This window comes from Hyphobacterium sp., from assembly GCF_965229905.1.
GTDB lineage: Bacteria > Pseudomonadota > Alphaproteobacteria > Caulobacterales > Maricaulaceae > Hyphobacterium.
The window spans coordinates 2,758,983-2,775,541 of sequence record NZ_OZ245930.1; the positions used below are offsets into that span (position 1 = coordinate 2,758,983).

The 16,559-nt window shown below is 60.2% G+C and carries 10 protein-coding genes and 1 tRNA gene; 5 read left to right on the top strand and 6 right to left on the bottom strand.

Annotated features, from left to right (window positions below; genetic code table 11):
• Positions 1-77: 77 nt before the first annotated feature.
• A complete protein-coding gene (locus ACO08C_RS13900) occupies positions 78-1,136 on the top strand; it encodes a hypothetical protein (protein WP_421786395.1) in 1,059 nt (352 codons plus the stop codon).
• On the opposite strand, the gene ACO08C_RS13905 is transcribed toward ACO08C_RS13900, so the two are convergent.
• From ACO08C_RS13905 to ACO08C_RS13920, 4 genes are all read right to left on the bottom strand, one after another.
• A complete protein-coding gene (locus ACO08C_RS13905; protein WP_421786396.1) occupies positions 1,133-2,605 on the bottom strand; it encodes a tetratricopeptide repeat-containing sulfotransferase family protein in 1,473 nt (490 codons plus the stop codon). The two genes, ACO08C_RS13900 and ACO08C_RS13905, sit on opposite strands and share 4 nt — an antisense overlap.
• A 153-nt stretch (positions 2,606-2,758) precedes the next feature.
• Positions 2,759-3,214 carry a peptide-methionine (R)-S-oxide reductase MsrB gene (gene msrB, locus ACO08C_RS13910; RefSeq protein ID WP_421786397.1) on the bottom strand — a complete coding sequence of 152 codons (456 nt, stop codon included), beginning with the start codon at positions 3,212-3,214 and terminating at the stop codon, positions 2,759-2,761.
• A gap of 34 nt (positions 3,215-3,248) precedes the next feature.
• Positions 3,249-6,371 carry an efflux RND transporter permease subunit gene (locus tag ACO08C_RS13915; protein ID WP_421786398.1) on the bottom strand — a complete coding sequence of 1,041 codons (3,123 nt, stop codon included), beginning with the start codon at positions 6,369-6,371 and terminating at the stop codon, positions 3,249-3,251.
• Complete coding sequence (locus tag ACO08C_RS13920; protein WP_421786399.1) at positions 6,368-7,498, bottom strand: efflux RND transporter periplasmic adaptor subunit; 1,131 nt, start codon at positions 7,496-7,498, stop codon at positions 6,368-6,370. Before ACO08C_RS13920 ends, ACO08C_RS13915 begins: the two co-directional genes overlap by 4 nt.
• Positions 7,499-7,863: 365 nt before the next feature.
• On the opposite strand from ACO08C_RS13920, the gene ACO08C_RS13925 reads away from it, so the two are divergent.
• A complete protein-coding gene (locus tag ACO08C_RS13925) occupies positions 7,864-9,888 on the top strand; it encodes a M3 family metallopeptidase (RefSeq protein WP_421786400.1) in 2,025 nt (674 codons plus the stop codon).
• A gap of 123 nt (positions 9,889-10,011) precedes the next feature.
• Here ACO08C_RS13925 and ACO08C_RS13930 read toward each other — a convergent pair.
• Positions 10,012-10,101 (bottom strand) — tRNA-Ser (locus tag ACO08C_RS13930).
• Positions 10,102-10,231: 130 nt separating this feature from the next.
• Here ACO08C_RS13930 and ACO08C_RS13935 point away from each other — a divergent pair.
• The 3 genes from ACO08C_RS13935 to ACO08C_RS13945 all read left to right on the top strand — a co-directional run bounded on the left by ACO08C_RS13935 (position 10,232) and on the right by ACO08C_RS13945 (position 14,753).
• Positions 10,232-11,431 (top strand): hypothetical protein, encoded by a 1,200-nt coding sequence (locus tag ACO08C_RS13935; protein WP_421786401.1) that lies wholly within the window; start codon positions 10,232-10,234, stop codon positions 11,429-11,431.
• A 77-nt stretch (positions 11,432-11,508) separates the two neighbouring features.
• The gene (gene typA, locus ACO08C_RS13940; protein ID WP_421786402.1) at positions 11,509-13,338 is read left to right on the top strand and encodes a translational GTPase TypA; all 1,830 of its coding nucleotides are present in this window, start codon (positions 11,509-11,511) and stop codon (positions 13,336-13,338) included.
• Positions 13,339-13,565: 227 nt separating this feature from the next.
• Positions 13,566-14,753 carry a hypothetical protein gene (locus ACO08C_RS13945; protein ID WP_421786403.1) on the top strand — a complete coding sequence of 396 codons (1,188 nt, stop codon included), beginning with the start codon at positions 13,566-13,568 and terminating at the stop codon, positions 14,751-14,753.
• On the opposite strand, the gene ACO08C_RS13950 is transcribed toward ACO08C_RS13945, so the two are convergent.
• Positions 14,754-16,496, bottom strand: coding sequence for a M28 family metallopeptidase (locus tag ACO08C_RS13950; RefSeq protein WP_421786404.1), 1,743 nt, complete (start codon positions 16,494-16,496; stop codon positions 14,754-14,756). It lies immediately after the preceding gene.
• Positions 16,497-16,559: the final 63 nt, after the last annotated feature.

The following is a 16,559-nucleotide window of genomic DNA, read 5'->3' on the forward strand; positions in this document are numbered from 1 at the left end:
AAGATTAAACGCGCCTGCTTCGCGCGACACCAAAAACCCTGTATATTCCGAAACAAGCAGGTTTGAGGGGGTGGAGTATGCTGCGTTATCTGGCGATGCTTTCGATTGGTTGCTTTGTGCTCGCAGGCTGCGCATCGACACCATCGAGCCTGTCCAGCGATGACATGGTTTCGACCATGGCACCGGCCAGTCCGCCACCTCCAGAATCGACAGAAGGCGGCGAAACCTATGTCGGCGGCGGCACCGGACGTGGCAGTGTTCAGCCTGAAACGCGACAGATCACGATCGAGCTTGAAGATCCGGCGGGTGCTCCGATGCCAAGCGATGGGGCTACGGGAAGTGCTGCAGGCGGCGGAGCGGCGGTGGGGTTTGTATATCCCGCGATCGGTTCGGCCTTTGCCGGAACCCGTCCGGAAGTGCCATATCAGATGCAGGCTGCTGGCGAACAGCCCTACTGGCGCTCGAACGCGGAATTTTATGAAATCGAGGGCACGGTTTTTGCGCAATTCTCGATCATCGCGGTGGATGAGACGCCGTTGCAGGCCACGTTGCGCGAAGCACCCGATCATCTCGCCAACGGATTCCGGCGCTATGTCTCTCGCGACCCCGATGGTCCACGCATATCGGCCGCTTACCAGGCGGGTCCGTGTCTGGACGGTATGGGTGTTGAACGCGGGTTCTTCACGTCCATCCGAGTTGACGACACGACGTATGAAGGCTGTGCGCGGGAAACCGGCGGGCAATGGGATTGGAGCCGGGATTTGCTAACACGCTATGACGCCATTCTCATCTGTCTGGATGAGGTGCCTGCGGCGGTCGCCGCCGTTGATGCCTATTCGCCCACGCCTGAAAATACCGCGGTGCGCGTGATGTCCGCCGATCAACAGCGTCATGAATGCGTCATCGTCAACGAAGATCAGAGGCTTGCATCGGTTCGGGCGCTGGACATCACCGAAGTTCACCTCAATGAGGGCCGGACCGTGTTTTCCAGAGCGCCGCTTGTGGACGCCGATGGCTGCCTGAGCCAGGAAGTCATCCTTAATACCGAGGGCGAAACGCTCGGATATCTGGCACACGATCTGTGTCAGAATCCAAGACGGCATGTCGAGGGCCCGCTGGATCCCGGCGAGAGCTAGAGCAAGCCTTCCGCTGCCAGCCGGTTTGCGACCTGCGCAAGCTCGTCTTCGAAATGGCGCCAATGGCCAATGGACCGGTCGTGGATGGGTTGACGCACCTGGTCGGCGCTGGCGGTTGAAACCGGGGCGGTGTTGTCGGAAAAATCAAGACAGGCGGAGTCCCAATCGAGATCCAGAAATTCTACAATATTTCGAGCATTTGCTTCGGTTTCCTGAATTAATTTTTCATAAGAGGTCCGGAAGATGTGTGCGGGCCAGCCGACTTCCCAGTGATCCATCAAGTGACGTTTCGCGGTCAGATAGGCGGCGATATCGTCCAGATCGTAGGACCAGAGATATCGGTCGCGGAACAGCGTCTTGAAGGTGGCGAGCGCGGCGTCCATCGGGGCGCGGTCGAGATGAATGATCCGTGCTTCCGGCAGCGCTTCGGCGATGAGGCCCGCATAGAGAAAATTCGTCGGTGTCTTGTCGATCACATGGCCGGACTTGTAACCGCGCATTGCCAGCGCCTCGCGATATCTTTGCCCGACAACCGCGAGGTCGGCGCCCGAGGATCGCCGGGCGAGTTCGACAGGGTCCGCGGTTCCGGCCAGGGCGGTGTCTTCGAGCAGGCTGACGATAAAGTCTTCTGTTTCACCCGCAGACACGATCGCCGGATGGGATGACAGGATGCGGTCCAGCAATGTCGAGCCGGCGCGCGGAAGACTGACGATGAAGACCGGTGTAAGGTCGGCCTTTCGTGGTTTGTGCCGGGCCCGCGGCCAAGAGGTTACGGTTTCAGTGATCGCGTCGAGTGCCGGTTGCAGCCGATAGGGGCGGGATTGTCTCATGACGGCCGCCCCGCGGGACCAAGCGTTGAAGGCCTGCGGCCATTGACCGAGATCCTCCAGCTCCTTGCCGAGCGCGTAACACACGGCAGCGGCGTTATCCGGTGACAGGCGCGGATCTTCGAGGATGTACTGCAATTGGCTGATACGATTATCGTCCGGCGTCGCCCTCTGGACGAGCGCTCTGGCATACCAGGCCTCCCCGTTGAGTGGCATCTGCTTCAGAACGTGATCGAAATTCCCAGCCGCGGCGTGTCGCTCACCATTGAATCGTTGAGCGGCGGCCAGGTTGAAGCGGCAGCGCGGGTCTTGGGGAACCAGCTGCGTCAATCGCGCATAGGCGCGCTCGGCCTTTTCATGAGAACCGCAAGCCGTAAACGCACTACCGAGCTGGTCGGCGACGACCGGGTCGCGAACATCGTCGAGCGAAATCCGGTTTGCGGCGCTAAGCGCCTCGTCGAACAGCCGGAACCGGGCCAGCAGATTGGCCGCCTGGGCAACGGGGCGCGGTGCATCAATGGCGGCCGTGGCGGCGGTCCGGGCGTGATGTATGGCGGCGATCCGTTCGCCAAGCCGGTCGAGTATGAAAGCCGCGAAGGCGTTGAGGGCCGGATGTTCCGGCGCCGATTCCAGTGCAGACATCGCTTGCATGCGCGCAGATTGGAAATCGCCGGCTGCCAAAAGGCGCGGCAGCGCGTTTAGAACGCTTTGAATGTCAGGCGTATCCGCTTGCATTGGCGGCATAAAGCCGCGCGACTGGCAGACTGGCAAGTTCAGATTGGCAGACGGACAAGACTATCCTGCCGGCTTGTCGAAAAGCTCGAGGTATTCGCCATAGCCCTCGGATTCGAGTTCCGCGACAGGAATGAAGCGGAGCGAGGCGGAATTGATGCAATAGCGCAATCCGCCCTTATCGGCGGGCCCGTCCGGAAAGACATGACCGAGGTGGCTGTCACCGTGCGAGGAGCGGACTTCGGTGCGGATCATTCCATGCGAGGTGTCGTGCAATTCGCGCACATGTTCGCCGTCCACCGGCTTGGTGAAGCTCGGCCAGCCGCACCCGGAATCAAATTTGTCAAACGAGGTGAAAAGCGGTTCGCCGGAGACGATATCGACATACAGCCCGACCTCCTTGTGATCATTGAATGCTCCGGTGAAGGGGCGTTCGGTGCCGTTCTCCTGGGTCACCCGGTATTGCTCCGGTGTCAGCTTCGCGATTGCGTCGGCATCTTTTTTGTAGCGCTTTGTCATGGATCACCCGTCTTCGTGGTGTATTTTTGCTAATCTAGTTTTGGGCACCGGTAACCGGCTCGCTGCCAGCGCTCTTGGCTTGTTTCTCAAGCAGGCGCGACATCCAATTCGGCGTTTTCGTGTAACGCCCCAGCACGCTGTAAGCGACCGGGATGACGAACAAGGTGAACAATGTCGCGACGGTCACGCCGGTCAGAATGACGACGCCAATCGTAATGCGGCTTTCCGCGCCCGGGCCGTCTGCGAGCACCAGCGGTGCGGAGCCGATCGCTGTCGAAAGGCCGGTCATCAGGATCGGCCGGAAACGGATTTCCGAGGCATCGAGAGTTGCCGTGAGCAGGTCATTTCCCTCTTCGCGGAGCTGGTTTGCGAATTCCACAATCAGGATGCCGTTCTTGGCTGCGAGGCCGATCAGGATAACCAGACCGATCTGCGAATAGATGTTGAGGCTGGAGCCGATCATTTCGAGACCGAACAGGCCACCCGTCACCGCCAGCGGCACGGTCAGCATAATGACAAGCGGCTGGATAAAACTTTCGAACTGGGCCGCGAGCACCAGGAATACGATCAGCAGCGCCATGCCGAACGCAAACAAAAGAGCGGAGTTGGCTTCCAGATACTCTTTCGCGCCGCCCAGATAAGTGGTCGAGAAATCAGGCGGCAATTCGCGCATCGCCCAGCTGTCGAGCCACGTCACCGCTTCGCCCAGCGTATATCCGTCCGCCAAGGTGGCCGAAACCGTGATCGCGCGCTGCCGGTCGACCCGTTCTCGCGAGGCGGCCTCTCCGACCTGGCTCACCGTCACGAGGTTCGAAAGGGGTATCAGCTGGCCGGATCGGCCTTCGACATACAAGGTTTCGAGATCCTGAGCGCTCGATCGCTCATCGCGGCGGTTCTCGAGGATGACGTTATAGGCCTCGCCTTGGTCGATAAACTGACCGACGCGGCGCGAGCCGAGATGGGTTTGAAGCGTTTGGCCAATATCCGCGACCGTCACGCCGAGTGCGGCCGCGCGTTCACGGTCGATATCCACAACAAAGCGCGGGCTGTTCGGTTCATAGTCTTTGCGGGCGCGTATGAGGTTCGTATTTTCGGCCCGGATGGCGGCCAACAGGCGCTCGGCTTCAGCGTCGAGCGCTTCATATTCCGGGCCCTGCAGCACGAACTGGATGTCGTCGCCGCCGCCTCCGCCGCCAATGGCCGAACGCATGGATGCGAACGCCCGCACTCCGGTGAGCTGGCCAAACCGGCCATTGATCTCGTTGACGATCGCGCTGCCGTCGCGGCGATCGTCCCAATGCACCATGGTGCCGATGACGATGCCCGAATTGTAGCCTGCGCCGCCCCATCCCGGCGATACGACCAGGACCCGCCGCAGCTCGCCGGATTCCACATATTCAAGGAGGATATCTTCGATCTCGTTCGCTTCTTCCGCCATGTAGTCGAAACTGGCGCCCTCCGGGCCGGAGAAGAAGCCGAAGAAGCCACCCCTGTCTTCCGGAGGCGTGAGTTCGCCGGGCAATCGGTCGAGGAGATAAGCCGATCCGCCGAAGGCGACCAGGATGACCGGAATGATCAGCCAGGGCGCCCTCAGGGCAATCGCAAGGCTTGAGCGGTAGTTCGCCCGTAGGCGCTTGATCAGGCTGTTGACCCAGCGGGCGGGTCCGCGCGCCTCACTCGATGGCTTGATCAGTTTTGACGCCATCATAGGCGACAGCGTGAGCGCGACGAAACTCGACAGGATCACGGCGACCGCAATCGTGAGAGCCAGCTCGTTGAAAATACGCCCGATAAAGCCGGGCAGGAAAACGAGTGGCACAAAGACGGATACCAGCACGGTTGTGGTGGCAATGACGGCAAAAAAGACCTGACGTCCGCCGCGCAGCGATGCCAATGCCGCGCCTTCGCCCATGTCGACGCGCCGCTGGATGTTTTCCAGCACAACGATTGCATCGTCGACCACAAGACCGATAACGAGCACCAGCGCCAACAGGGTGAGGATGTTGATCGAGAATCCCGCTGCAGCGAGCCCGGCGAAAACCCCGATCAGGCAAACCGGCACGACCGCGGCGGGAATGATGGCCGCCCGGAAACTTCCGAGGAAGAGATAGATGACGAGAACGACGAGAGTCGCAGCCACGAAGAGCGTCCGCCAGACTTCGCGGATCGATTCCTCAATGAACACGGTATCGTCGGATGCCACCAACAGTGTCATGCCTTCCGGCAGGCTCGGGCGGATGCGGCCGGCCAAGTCCGCAACATCGCTGGCGACCTGAACCGAGTTGGCCTGGCTCTGCCGCACGAAGCCCAAGCCGATCATGTTGTTGCCATTGCCACGAAATAGCGTGCGCGGATTTTCCGCTTCCAGCGAAACATCGGCGATCTCGCCGAGGCGAATAATGTGGCCGCCTTCGCCCTGCGCGATCGGCAACCTCTCAAAACTGTCGGGCTCGGCGAACAGGCGCTCGACACGCACGACAATCTGGGTGTCGGGCGTTTCGATGGAGCCGCCCGGAACCTCGATATTTTGCGTACGCAGGGCCGTTTCGATGTCGGCGACTGTGATTGATCGCGCGGCCATGGCTCGCGGATCCAGCCAGATGCGGATCGCGTATCGCCGCTCGCCGCCAATGCGGATGCTGGCGACGCCGTCGATGATGCTGAACCGATCGACAAGTGCGCGCGCCGCGTAGTCCGACAATTCCTCGGACGTCATGCGGTCCGACATTAGCGAATACCACATGAACGGGCGGGCATCGGAATCCTGCTTGCGGACTTCGATTTCATCCACTTCGGGCGGCAGGCGGTCGGTGATCCGTGATACGGCGTCGCGGACATCGTTCGCGGCCGCCTCGATATCGCGGCTTAGATCGAAGGTCACGGAGATACGGGAATTGCCGTCGCGAGATGACGAGGAGATGAGATCAATGCCGTCGATCCCGGACAGCTGGTCCTCGATAACTTGCGTCACGCGGTTCTCGACCACTTCCGCGTTAGCGCCGGGATATTCGACCGACACCGAGACGACCGGCTGATCGACGTCCGGCAGCTCGCGCAATGGCAATTGCTGCAGGCCGAGAATACCAAAAACGATGATCAGCGCACTGATCACGAAGGCAAGAACGGGACGGCGGACCGCGATATCCGAGAGTGTCATGGATTGCTCGTTGCGGCAGCTAGGGGCTGAGCGCGGCTGCTGCCACCACTGGAAATGGCGCCCCGGGTTTCCGCGATCCGCACAGGCATGCCGCTGCGAACCCGATGGACACCTTCGCCGACAATACGGTCGCCAGCCATTAGTCCGTCCGTCACTTCGATCAAATCGCCATTCTGGCGTCCAAGTTGTACCGGCTGCTGGCGTACTCTGGCGCTGCCCTCTTCGCCTTCGATGACGAAGACGAAGCTGTCATCGAGATAGCGGGTGATTGCGGCGCCAGGGATGGCCGGGCTGGCGCGCTCATCCCGCCGGACTTCAACCGTCATCAGCTGGCCCGGCCGCAAGCGGCGATCAGTATTGTCGATTTCCGCGCGCACCGTCACGGTGCGGGTGACAGGGTCGATCCTGCTGCTGATCTGGGCGATTTCGCCTGAAAACACCGCATCGGGATAAGCAGATGTTGCTGCCGCAATAGACATGCCAGGGTCGAGCGTCGACAGAAAGCGTTCGGGCACCGAAAAATCCAGCTTGATAATACTGGTATCGTCCAGCGTGACGATCGGATCGCCCGGCCGGACCAGACTTCCGACACTGACTTCACGCAAACCGACCACGCCGGAGAAGGGTGCACGGATTATCCGGTCCGCCAGTTGGGCCTCGATGGAGCTTACGCGAGCCGAGGCACGCTCCACGGCGGCGCTGGCTTCGTCGAGACGCTGGCGCGGCGCGATTCCGCGTTCGATGAGATCCTCTACACGATCGAGTTCGCGGCGTGCTTCGCGCAGCGTTGCCCGTGCTTCATTCAGATCTGCGGCCTCTTCGGTATCGGTTAGCTCGACCAGGATATCGCCAGCTTCGACACTCTGACCGGAATCAAAAGCCACCCGGGAGAGCGTGTCCGAGACTCTTGCGGTCACCGTCACCGTTTCGTTGGCGCGGGCCGTTCCGAGCGCCTCGACGATATCAGCGAATGTATGTTCGCCAACGACATAGGCCGAAACGGGCAGGGCTTGTTCGCCAGGGCCTCGTTGGGCCGGTGATGCATCCCCCAAAGACCTGACGGCGACGATCACCGTCATGGCGATGAAAACGCCAAGCACGGCGATGAGCATTGCGGCACGGGTCATTCAATTCCTCCAGACCGCGAAGATGCTCCAATGGCATGCGAATTCAAGTCACCAGTTGGCGCATGCGGAACAACCCCACTTTTATTGGTGTTGAGCGGCTCCATGGGCCCTGCTAAATGAGGCGTTATATTATAACATCACCGTCAAATGAATGAGGATTCGTCGTGAAGTCTGCTTATCTTCTTAGCGTAGCTGCATCGGTTTTCCTGCTGGCTGGATGCTCACCCGCGGATTCGTCCGCTAGCGATGCGCCGGTCACCCGAGCCGGAGCGGACAATGCCACTGACGTTGTGTCGAACAGCCCGCAACCATCGGAAAATGATAGGGGAGCGACCGCCGATAATGCGCCTGAGCACAATCCGCTATTGGCCGAATGGACAACACCGTTCAACGCGCCACCGTTCGACCGGATCGATGAGGAAGACTTCCTGCCGGCGTTTGACACAGCTATCGCCCGCCACACGGCCGAAGTTGATGCGATCGCCACAAATCCAGCAGATCCGACATTTGAAAACACTTTGCTGGCTCTGGAAACATCCGGAGCCGAACTTGGCCGGATCAGCCGCGTGTTTTTCAATCTCGCAAGCTCCGCCTCCAACGACGAAATTCGCGCCATACAGCGCGAGATGAGCCCGCGACTGGCGGCACATTCTGCGTCAATCACGCTGAATGCCGAATTGTTCTTGCGAATCGACAGCCTCTATCAGGCACGCGGCACATTGGGGCTGAACCCGCAGCAGCTTCGTCTCCTGGAAACCACGCATCATGATTTCGTCCGCGCCGGCGCACAGCTTCAGGGTGATGATCGTGAGCGCTTTGCAGAAGTCCGCGCCGGATTGGCGGGCCTCTACACTCAGTTCGCGCAAAATGAGCAGGCTGACCGGGAGGGCTGGACCCTGGCGCTGGAGGCCGAAGATCTGGAAGGCCTGCCGGATTACATCGTTTCGGCGGCTGCGGGCGCAGCCGCGGACAGAGGTCTTGACGGGCATGTCATCACACTTGCCCGGTCCAGCGTTGAACCCTTTCTGCAGACATCGCCCGATCGCGAACTGCGCGAGGCGGCGTGGACGGCGTGGATGACGCGCGGCGACAATGACAACGCCAATAACAATCACCAGACCATCCGCGAAATCCTGCAATTGCGTCAGGAAATGGCAAACCTCCTCGGGTATGCGAGCTTTGCCGATTACCGGACGGGCGGCACGATGGCCGGCACGCCGAACGCCGCGCTGGAATTGATGGAGCAGGTCTGGTGGCCGGCCCGCAACCGCGCCCTTGAAGAGCAAGCCGATATCGAGACCCGGATTACCGATGCAGGTCTCGATCATGACGTGGCGCCATGGGATTGGCGCTATTACACCGAGCAGGTGCGCGCAGAGCGCTATGATCTCGATCAGAGCGAAGTGAAAGCCTATCTGCAACTCGACAACATGATCGAGGCGCAATTCTATGTCGCAGAGCGCCTCTTCGGTGTGAGCTTTACCGAACGGTTCGATCTGCCGGTCTATCATCCCGATGTCCGCGTCTGGGAAATGACCAATACGGACGGCGGCGTCATCGGCCTCTTCTATGGCGATTATTTTGTCCGCCCGGGCAAGCGCGGTGGCGCGTGGATGTCCAGCTTCCGTCCGCAGAACGGCGTGAACGGCGACATCCCGATCATCGTCAATAACTGCAATTATAACCGCCCTGCGGAAGGCGAACCGGCCTTGCTGTCGTTTACCGACGCCAGCACGCTGTTCCATGAGTTCGGCCACGCGCTTCACGGATTGTTGTCGGACACCGATTATCCGAGCCTGGCAGGAACGTCGGTTGATCGCGACTTCGTGGAGTTTCCGGCACAGATCTACGAACACTGGCTGGAGCAGCCGGAAGTGCTGGAGCGCTTTGCAATACACCATGAAACGGGCGAGCCAATGCCGGCCGAGCTGCTCGAACGCGTTCTGCAAGCGCAGATGTTCAATCAAGGATTCGCGACAGTTGAGTTCTTGAATTCGGGCTTTGTTGACATGGCCTATCACCTGCACCCGGCACCAGCCGAGATCGACATTCACGAGTTCGAACAGACGGTGTTGGCCAGCCGGGACAATCTCGAGGCGATCCCGATGCGGCACCGCTCGACCCACTTCCTGCATACATTTGCGGGCGAGGGATATTCGGCTGGCTATTACAGCTATCTTTGGGCTGGCGTGCTCGACAATGACGGCTTTGCCGCCTTTGAAGAAGCGGGCGATATTTTCGATCCGGAACTCGCCCAACGATTGCTGGACAGCGTCTATTCGGCTGGTGACAGCGAGCCTGCCATGGACGCCTATATTGGTTTCCGTGGCCGCGAACCCCGTGTCGAACCGCTGTTGAGGAATCGTGGCTTCGTGGAAGCTGGCGGCTGATCACACCAGTATGCGCTCCAAACAAAGCCCGGACGGCGTCGCCGACCGGGCTTTTTCTTTGGCCGGAAGCAGTTCTGTGGCGGCGGGCTGTTCGCAAACGCGCATCAATCGATTCTGGGGTGGTGGCGGAGACGAAGGGATTCGAACCCTCGATACCGGTTAGGGTATACTCCCTTAGCAGGGGAGCGCCTTCGACCACTCGGCCACGTCTCCGTCGCCGGGTTTAGCCGCATGCACCAGTCAGGATCAAGCGCCGAACGCCGTCGGGGTGATTCGCGAGAAATTAACCATGGTCAGCTATCGATACAGGCTGGGGAAGAACGATAAAAAATCGGGAAGTCAGATGTCGAAACTGAACTGGAAGTCTGCAGGACTCACATTCCTGGTGGCGGTCGGAATTGCGTCGAGCGCGGCGATCGTCGGCTATTTCACCGCAAAGCATCACTATGGCGAACATATTCGCACCGACAGTGCTGTCCTGATCGAGGAGCGCGTCGCCCGCCAGAATGTGTTGTTCGACGATGTCCGTGCGATCGCTTACGCAGCGGAGCGGAGCTTTCTGCGCCGCTACGATGCAACGGCGGATCTGGATGTGAGCGCCGAGTTCGAGCGCCTTTTTCCGGCGTTCGGCGACGGTACGCGGCGTTCGCATCCGTCGCTCTTCGACGGGTTTACGCTTGAGAACGGTGATTACGTTTATGGCATGGGCGTGTTTATCTCGGGCGTCGACATTCCAATCGAACGGCAACGCCGCCTCCTGGCAGCTTTCCATACGGTGCGCCAGCACGGCGAGGCGATCAATCCGCGTTTCGATAATCTGAACTTTGTCACCCGCGACAATGACCTGATCATCTTTGCGCCGCAGCGCGATGACCGGCTGGAATTCTATCGGATGCAAGCGCCGGCGGATTTCAGTTTCCAATCCGAACAACTGGCCCAGATTGTCGAGCCCCGCAACAATCCGACGGGTATTACGGCCTGCACCTCGCTGTCGCGGCTGATGTATGTGACCGACGGGTCCGCGCTGACGACGGGCTGTCACACCCCGGTGCGCAGCGGCGGCCGCCATTTCGGCTCCTTCGGGATCACGATTTCGATGCAGAATTATCTGGCGAATGCGATCGTGGATGCCGAAGAGAATGTCGACAACATGATCATCACTCGCGAAGGGCAGCTTATCGCGCATCAGGAATTGCTGTTTGAGGATGTTCTGACACCGGAAGCGGTTGGACGCGCCGAAGCCAATGCGAAAACAGCGCCGATCGCGCATGGCATTCTATCGCAAGGCCGCATGACCGGTGTGTTCGAGACTGCCGATGGCCGCATTGTTTCTTATGGCCGCATTTCGACACCCGGATGGTATTTCATTGCGACACAACCGACCTGGGTTGTGCATCTCAAAGCTTCGCAGGTCGCCGGTCTAATATTTTTGTTCTCTTTCTTCGGCGTTTTCCTTCAATCCTTGGTCATTGCACTGGTGCGAATGCAAAAGCGCTGGCGGAAGGAAAATGAGGGCAAGACAGGCACGCTCGTAAGCGCTTGAGGCGGTGGGGACTAGCCTGACGGCCGCGACAAGGTTATGAGGCGCGCGCATTTCCGCTAGCCGCCGAGTCCCGCCCCATGTCCGTCTCCCCGGAAAAACTTCGCAATATCGCCATCGTCGCGCACGTCGACCACGGCAAGACCACGCTGGTCGACCAGCTTCTCAAGCAATCCGGGACGCTCGGCGACCGGGCCGAGACCGCGGAACGGATGATGGACTCCAATGAATTGGAGAAAGAGCGCGGTATCACCATTCTCGCGAAGAACACTGCCGTGAACTGGCGCGAATGGCGGATCAATATCATCGACACGCCTGGGCACGCCGACTTCGGCGGCGAAGTCGAACGTGTCTTGTCGATGGCCGATTCCGTTCTGTTGCTGGTCGATGCGGTCGACGGTCCCATGCCGCAGACCGCCTTCGTGACGCGCAAGGCGCTCGAACGCGGGCTGCGGCCGATTGTCGTCGTCAACAAGATCGATCGCCCGGGGGCGCGTCCTGACTGGGTCGTCGACCAAACATTCGATCTTTTCGATCGCCTGGGCGCCAATGACGAGCAACTCGATTTTCCGGTGGTCTATGCTTCGGCGCTGAACGGGTTTGCCGGTCTCGATGCTGCGGCGCCGGGCACCGACATGACGGACCTGTTCCAGATGATCGTGGACCACACGCCGCCACCGCCGGTCGATCTCGACGGACCGTTGCAGTTGCAGGTCAGTGCGCTGGATTATTCCAGCTATACCGGTGTCATTGGCATCGGCCGTATCCGGCGTGGCCGGCTGGCCCGTAACCAGCAGGTCACGGTGGTCGATCCCGACGGGCGGACGCGGCGCGGGAAGATCCAGCAGGTGTTCGGGTTCCACGGGCTTGAGCGCGTGGAAATGGAGCGCGCTGCTGCTGGTGACATCATCACGTTTACGGGGCTCGATCCGCTCAACATTTCCGACACGGTGTGCGCACCGGACGCCGTCGAAGCGCTGCCGCCGCTGACGGTCGACGAACCGACAATCGCCATGACCTTCCAGGTCAATGACAGCCCGTTTGCCGGCCGCGAAGGCAAGTATGTGACCAGCCGGAATATCGGGGAACGTCTTGAGCGTGAGCTGATCCACAATGTCGCGCTACGCGTCGAGCAAACAGACGATGCCGACAAGTTCAAAGTGTCAGGACGTGGCGAGCTGCACCTGTCCGTGCTGATCGAGAATATGCGCCGCGAGGGCTACGAACTCGCAATTTCCCGGCCGCAAGTGTTGACCAAGGAGATCGACGGCGAAGTCTGCGAGCCTTGGGAGACGCTGGTCGTCGATCTGCCGGAAGATAGCCAGGGCGCGGTCATGGAAAAGCTCGGCGAACGCAAGGGCCAGCTCACCAACATGACACCGGACGGGCAGGGGCGTGTTCGGCTGGACTACGATATTCCAACCCGCGGGCTGATCGGTTTCCGCTCGGAATTCATGACCGCGACGTCCGGTGCCGGCCTGATGTTCCATACCTTCGATCATTATGCGCCGCGCGCGGCGGGCGAAATCGGGCAGCGTCATAACGGCTCGCTGGTCTCGATGGTGGATGGCAAGGCGCTGGCTTTCGCGCTGTGGAATTTGCAGGAGCGCGGCCGGCTGTTCATTGGCCATGGCACGGATGTTTATGAGGGCATGATCATCGGCATTCACAGCCGGGACAATGATCTCGCCGTTAATCCGACCAAGGGCAAGCAGCTCACCAATATCCGCGCTGCAGGGGCCGATGAAGCGATTGTGCTGACGCCGCCGATCCGGACGACGCTCGAATTTGCGCTCGAATTCATCAATGATGACGAGTTAGTGGAAGTGACACCGGCTTCGGTCCGGATCCGGAAACGCTGGCTTAAAGAGCATGAGCGCAAAAAGGCTAGCCGCGCATCGGCCGCATAAAGTAAATAAAGGGTTTACGCCCAGTTGCGAATCACCTCAAGCACCAGTTGTGGCGACGATTCCCGTCGCCTTAGCTTACTGGGAGGAATATAGCTATGCTCAAGCTCAAAACTCTTCGCAAATCCGCACCGAAAGCCAAGCGGGTCCTCTACTGGGATTAAGGTTTTCGACGTAAAGCGCCCCGCAGCCGTCATCCGGCTGCGGGGCGTTTCCTTTTGGGCATCGGCATGTTGACACGTATTCAGGAATGCGGCCTGGAGGCCGACGCGGCGTATCTCGAAAACGCGTCGCGCGGGTCCGACTTCACGTCCATTGCACAGGGTTTGCTGGAAGCCTGGAATCTGCCCGGTGAGGTGTCGCTCGATGCCGTATGGCAGGCGTCCGCGAACGGCGGCCTGGCAGGTATCGGCGATCAATCCAAACCCGGACTTGTTCCGCTGTACTCTGGCGAAGCCGTCCGTATCGTGGCGCATCTGTGGTCGGACGCCGCCGACCGATTGCATCAACATGACTGGACCGGCGCTTTCCAGGTGATCGAGGGCCGCTCCTTTAATGCTGTCTTCGATTTCGAAGCGCGCGGAAAGCTTGCGGAATACTCTTATGGGCCGATCACGCGGCGCGGCTTTGACGTCTTTGAACCCGGCCGAATTCAGCCGGTGACGGAAGGCGAAACGCTCATTCACAGCGTGGTCTATGCCAATAAGCCCGGTCTCGCGATCAGCCTGCGGGTGAAGGGAGATGGCATCAAGGGGGCGGTAGAGTATCTGCGCCCGGGGTTGCGATGCCCGTCACATCGCCGACGCTCGGCCGATGCGGCTCAGATCGACCTATTGTCGCAAGCACTGCAACTTGGCGAGGCGGTCTATGATGCGCGTTTCGCAGCACTTGCCGGTGCGCTAAGCGATGATGCGCTGCTGAGGCTGCTCGACACGGCCTGCTTCGACGGGCTTCCGATACCGGAAGGCGTTGCCGATCAGGCAGCTGAGCGCTTGCCGGTGGGCGGCATTATTCTGACTTCGCTGGATGATATCGAGCGGAGCGACAAAACCCGGGAGCTTCTGGGCGAACATGGTGATCCGGCGGTACGAGATTTCGTCTGCGCGCTGTTTCATAGCGACAGCCGGGCCGAGCTAGCCGAGACGCTTCGGATATCCGGGCATGGCGCACCGGTCCAGATGGCCGGACATTGTTTGGCGGCGCTTTTAATCGATGTCGAGGACGGCGCGCCGCCGTCATCCGCTGTGATGACGGCAATGGGTGAGATCGCGCTCACCGGAGATATTGAGACCGCGGTCATGAAAATGCGAGCCAATTCGCAAGATGATCCACACCTCGACGATCACGCCGAATTTCTTGCCGAAGCTTTTGCGGCCATGGAAGAGACTCCGGTTTTCCGAAGCCTCTTCCGTGCCTGATTATTCGGCAGGACGCTGTGCGTCGCGCAGCGCCCGGAATTCATTGCCTTCATACCAATTCGGCCAGTCCTCGGAATTCGCCAGCCGCTCACCCAGGCGGAAGAGAAGGGTGGCGTCGCGGGCGAGGCCGGCGAAATCCCAGTCATAGCTGAATTCGTCCTCGGGCCCGTGATAGGCTTGGGCGCGATACGCCGCGTTGAGCTCCTCGACATGACCGGCGCCGAGTTCAATGCTCACCGATCCGGTGTCGGCATAGATCATCGGTACGCCGCGCTTGGCGAGTGAGATGTGATCCGAACGGTAGAAATAGCCAGCTTCCGGATTGGGATCCGGCGACAGGGTCCGGTCCTGCGTCTGGGCAACGATTGCGAGATGATCCTCGAGCTCGGACGCGCCGTAACCGATCACGACGATGTCGCTGGTCGGTCCCGTTGGCAGCATTCCATCCATGTTGAGGCCGCCGACCGTCTGGTCAAACGGCACAAGCGGATCGGTTGCATAGTATTCGGAACCCAACAGCCCGGACTCTTCCGCCGTCACCGCCACGATAATCACCGAGCGTTCCGGCGGATTGGCCGCGAATGCTTCGCCGATCTCAATGATCGAGCTGGTGCCGGTCGCGTTATCGACAGCACCATTGTAGATCACGTCAGCGTCCGGATTGTCGCTTTCGCGCACGCCAATATGATCCCAATGCGCCATGTAGAGCACGTATTCGTCGGGGCGCTCGGTGCCGCGGACGATGCCTGCGACATTGCGCGAGTCGAGGAATTCATGCTCGGTAACCAGCGTCGCATTGACCTCAGCGCCGGGCATTTCGACGGGCTCGAAGCCGGGCTGGTGTGCGGCTTCAACCAGCGCATCGAAGTCCAGTCCGGTCGCTTCGAATAATTCGCGGGCGCGGTCATTCGTGATCCAGGTTTCAGCCCCCACAAATGGCGCCGAGCCTTCCGGCCGCTGCAGATCGAATTGCGGACCGGACCAAGAACCGGACACCACGTTCCAGCCATAGCTGGCCGCCTCTGTTTCGTGGATGATGATGACGGCCGCAGCACCCTGACGCGCCGCTTCCTCGTATTTATAGGTCCAGCGGCCGTAATAGGTCATGGCATTGCCATTAAAGAGGTCGGGATCGCCCGAGGCGAAACCCGGATCGTTGATCAGCATGACGACCGTGCGCCCCTCGGCATCGATGCCGGCATAATCATTCCAGCCGTATTCGGGCGCCACCACACCGTAACCCACGAAAACCATGTCAGAGTTTTCGATCTCGACCGTTTCGTCGAGGCGCCGCGTGCCGTAGACGACATCGGTCAGGTATTCGAGCCCCATCGGTTCGCCGTTGATCGTGATATCGAAGCTGGAGGCGGCGATATCCATCGTCGCCTCGACGAGCGGAACGCGCTGGAAATAGGTACCGTCTTCACCGCCAGGTTCGAGGCCGGCATCGGCCATCTCATCCGCGATCCACTGGCTGGCGGCGATGCCGCCGGGTGTCGATGGTGCCCGCCCTTCGAATTCGTCCGAGGCGAGCGTCTGGATCCGCCAGGCGAGATCCTCGCCCGTTATCGCTGCCGACGTTTCCCGATCAGCCGGGCGGTCGTTTGGGTCCAAGTGTTCCGCGTTTTCCGCCGAGGCCGGCGCGGCCTCAATTGCGGCCGCGTCGGTGTTCGCTTCATCGGCCGGTCCGGAACACGCCGCCAGCGCGATCGCCGAGGTCAACAGAATGGATGTCAGCCGCATTTTCTTCCCCTTGATTGGTTGGCGGGGATAGTGGCGACTTGCTCGCAGAAATCAAATCGATAG

Excerpts from the sequence above, each read along its gene's own strand:
- ACO08C_RS13920 (WP_421786399.1), bottom strand. The coding sequence starts at position 7,498 with ATGACCCGTGCCGCAATGCTCATCGCCGTGCTTGGCGTTTTCATCGCC.
- typA (WP_421786402.1), top strand. The coding sequence starts at position 11,509 with ATGTCCGTCTCCCCGGAAAAACTTCGCAATATCGCCATCGTCGCGCAC.
- ACO08C_RS13950 (WP_421786404.1), bottom strand. The coding sequence starts at position 16,496 with ATGCGGCTGACATCCATTCTGTTGACCTCGGCGATCGCGCTGGCGGCG.
- ACO08C_RS13900 (WP_421786395.1), top strand. The coding sequence starts at position 78 with ATGCTGCGTTATCTGGCGATGCTTTCGATTGGTTGCTTTGTGCTCGCA.
- ACO08C_RS13935 (WP_421786401.1), top strand. The coding sequence starts at position 10,232 with ATGTCGAAACTGAACTGGAAGTCTGCAGGACTCACATTCCTGGTGGCG.
- msrB (WP_421786397.1), bottom strand. The coding sequence starts at position 3,214 with ATGACAAAGCGCTACAAAAAAGATGCCGACGCAATCGCGAAGCTGACA.
- ACO08C_RS13905 (WP_421786396.1), bottom strand. The coding sequence starts at position 2,605 with ATGTCTGCACTGGAATCGGCGCCGGAACATCCGGCCCTCAACGCCTTC.
- ACO08C_RS13945 (WP_421786403.1), top strand. The coding sequence starts at position 13,566 with ATGTTGACACGTATTCAGGAATGCGGCCTGGAGGCCGACGCGGCGTAT.
- ACO08C_RS13915 (WP_421786398.1), bottom strand. The coding sequence starts at position 6,371 with ATGACACTCTCGGATATCGCGGTCCGCCGTCCCGTTCTTGCCTTCGTG.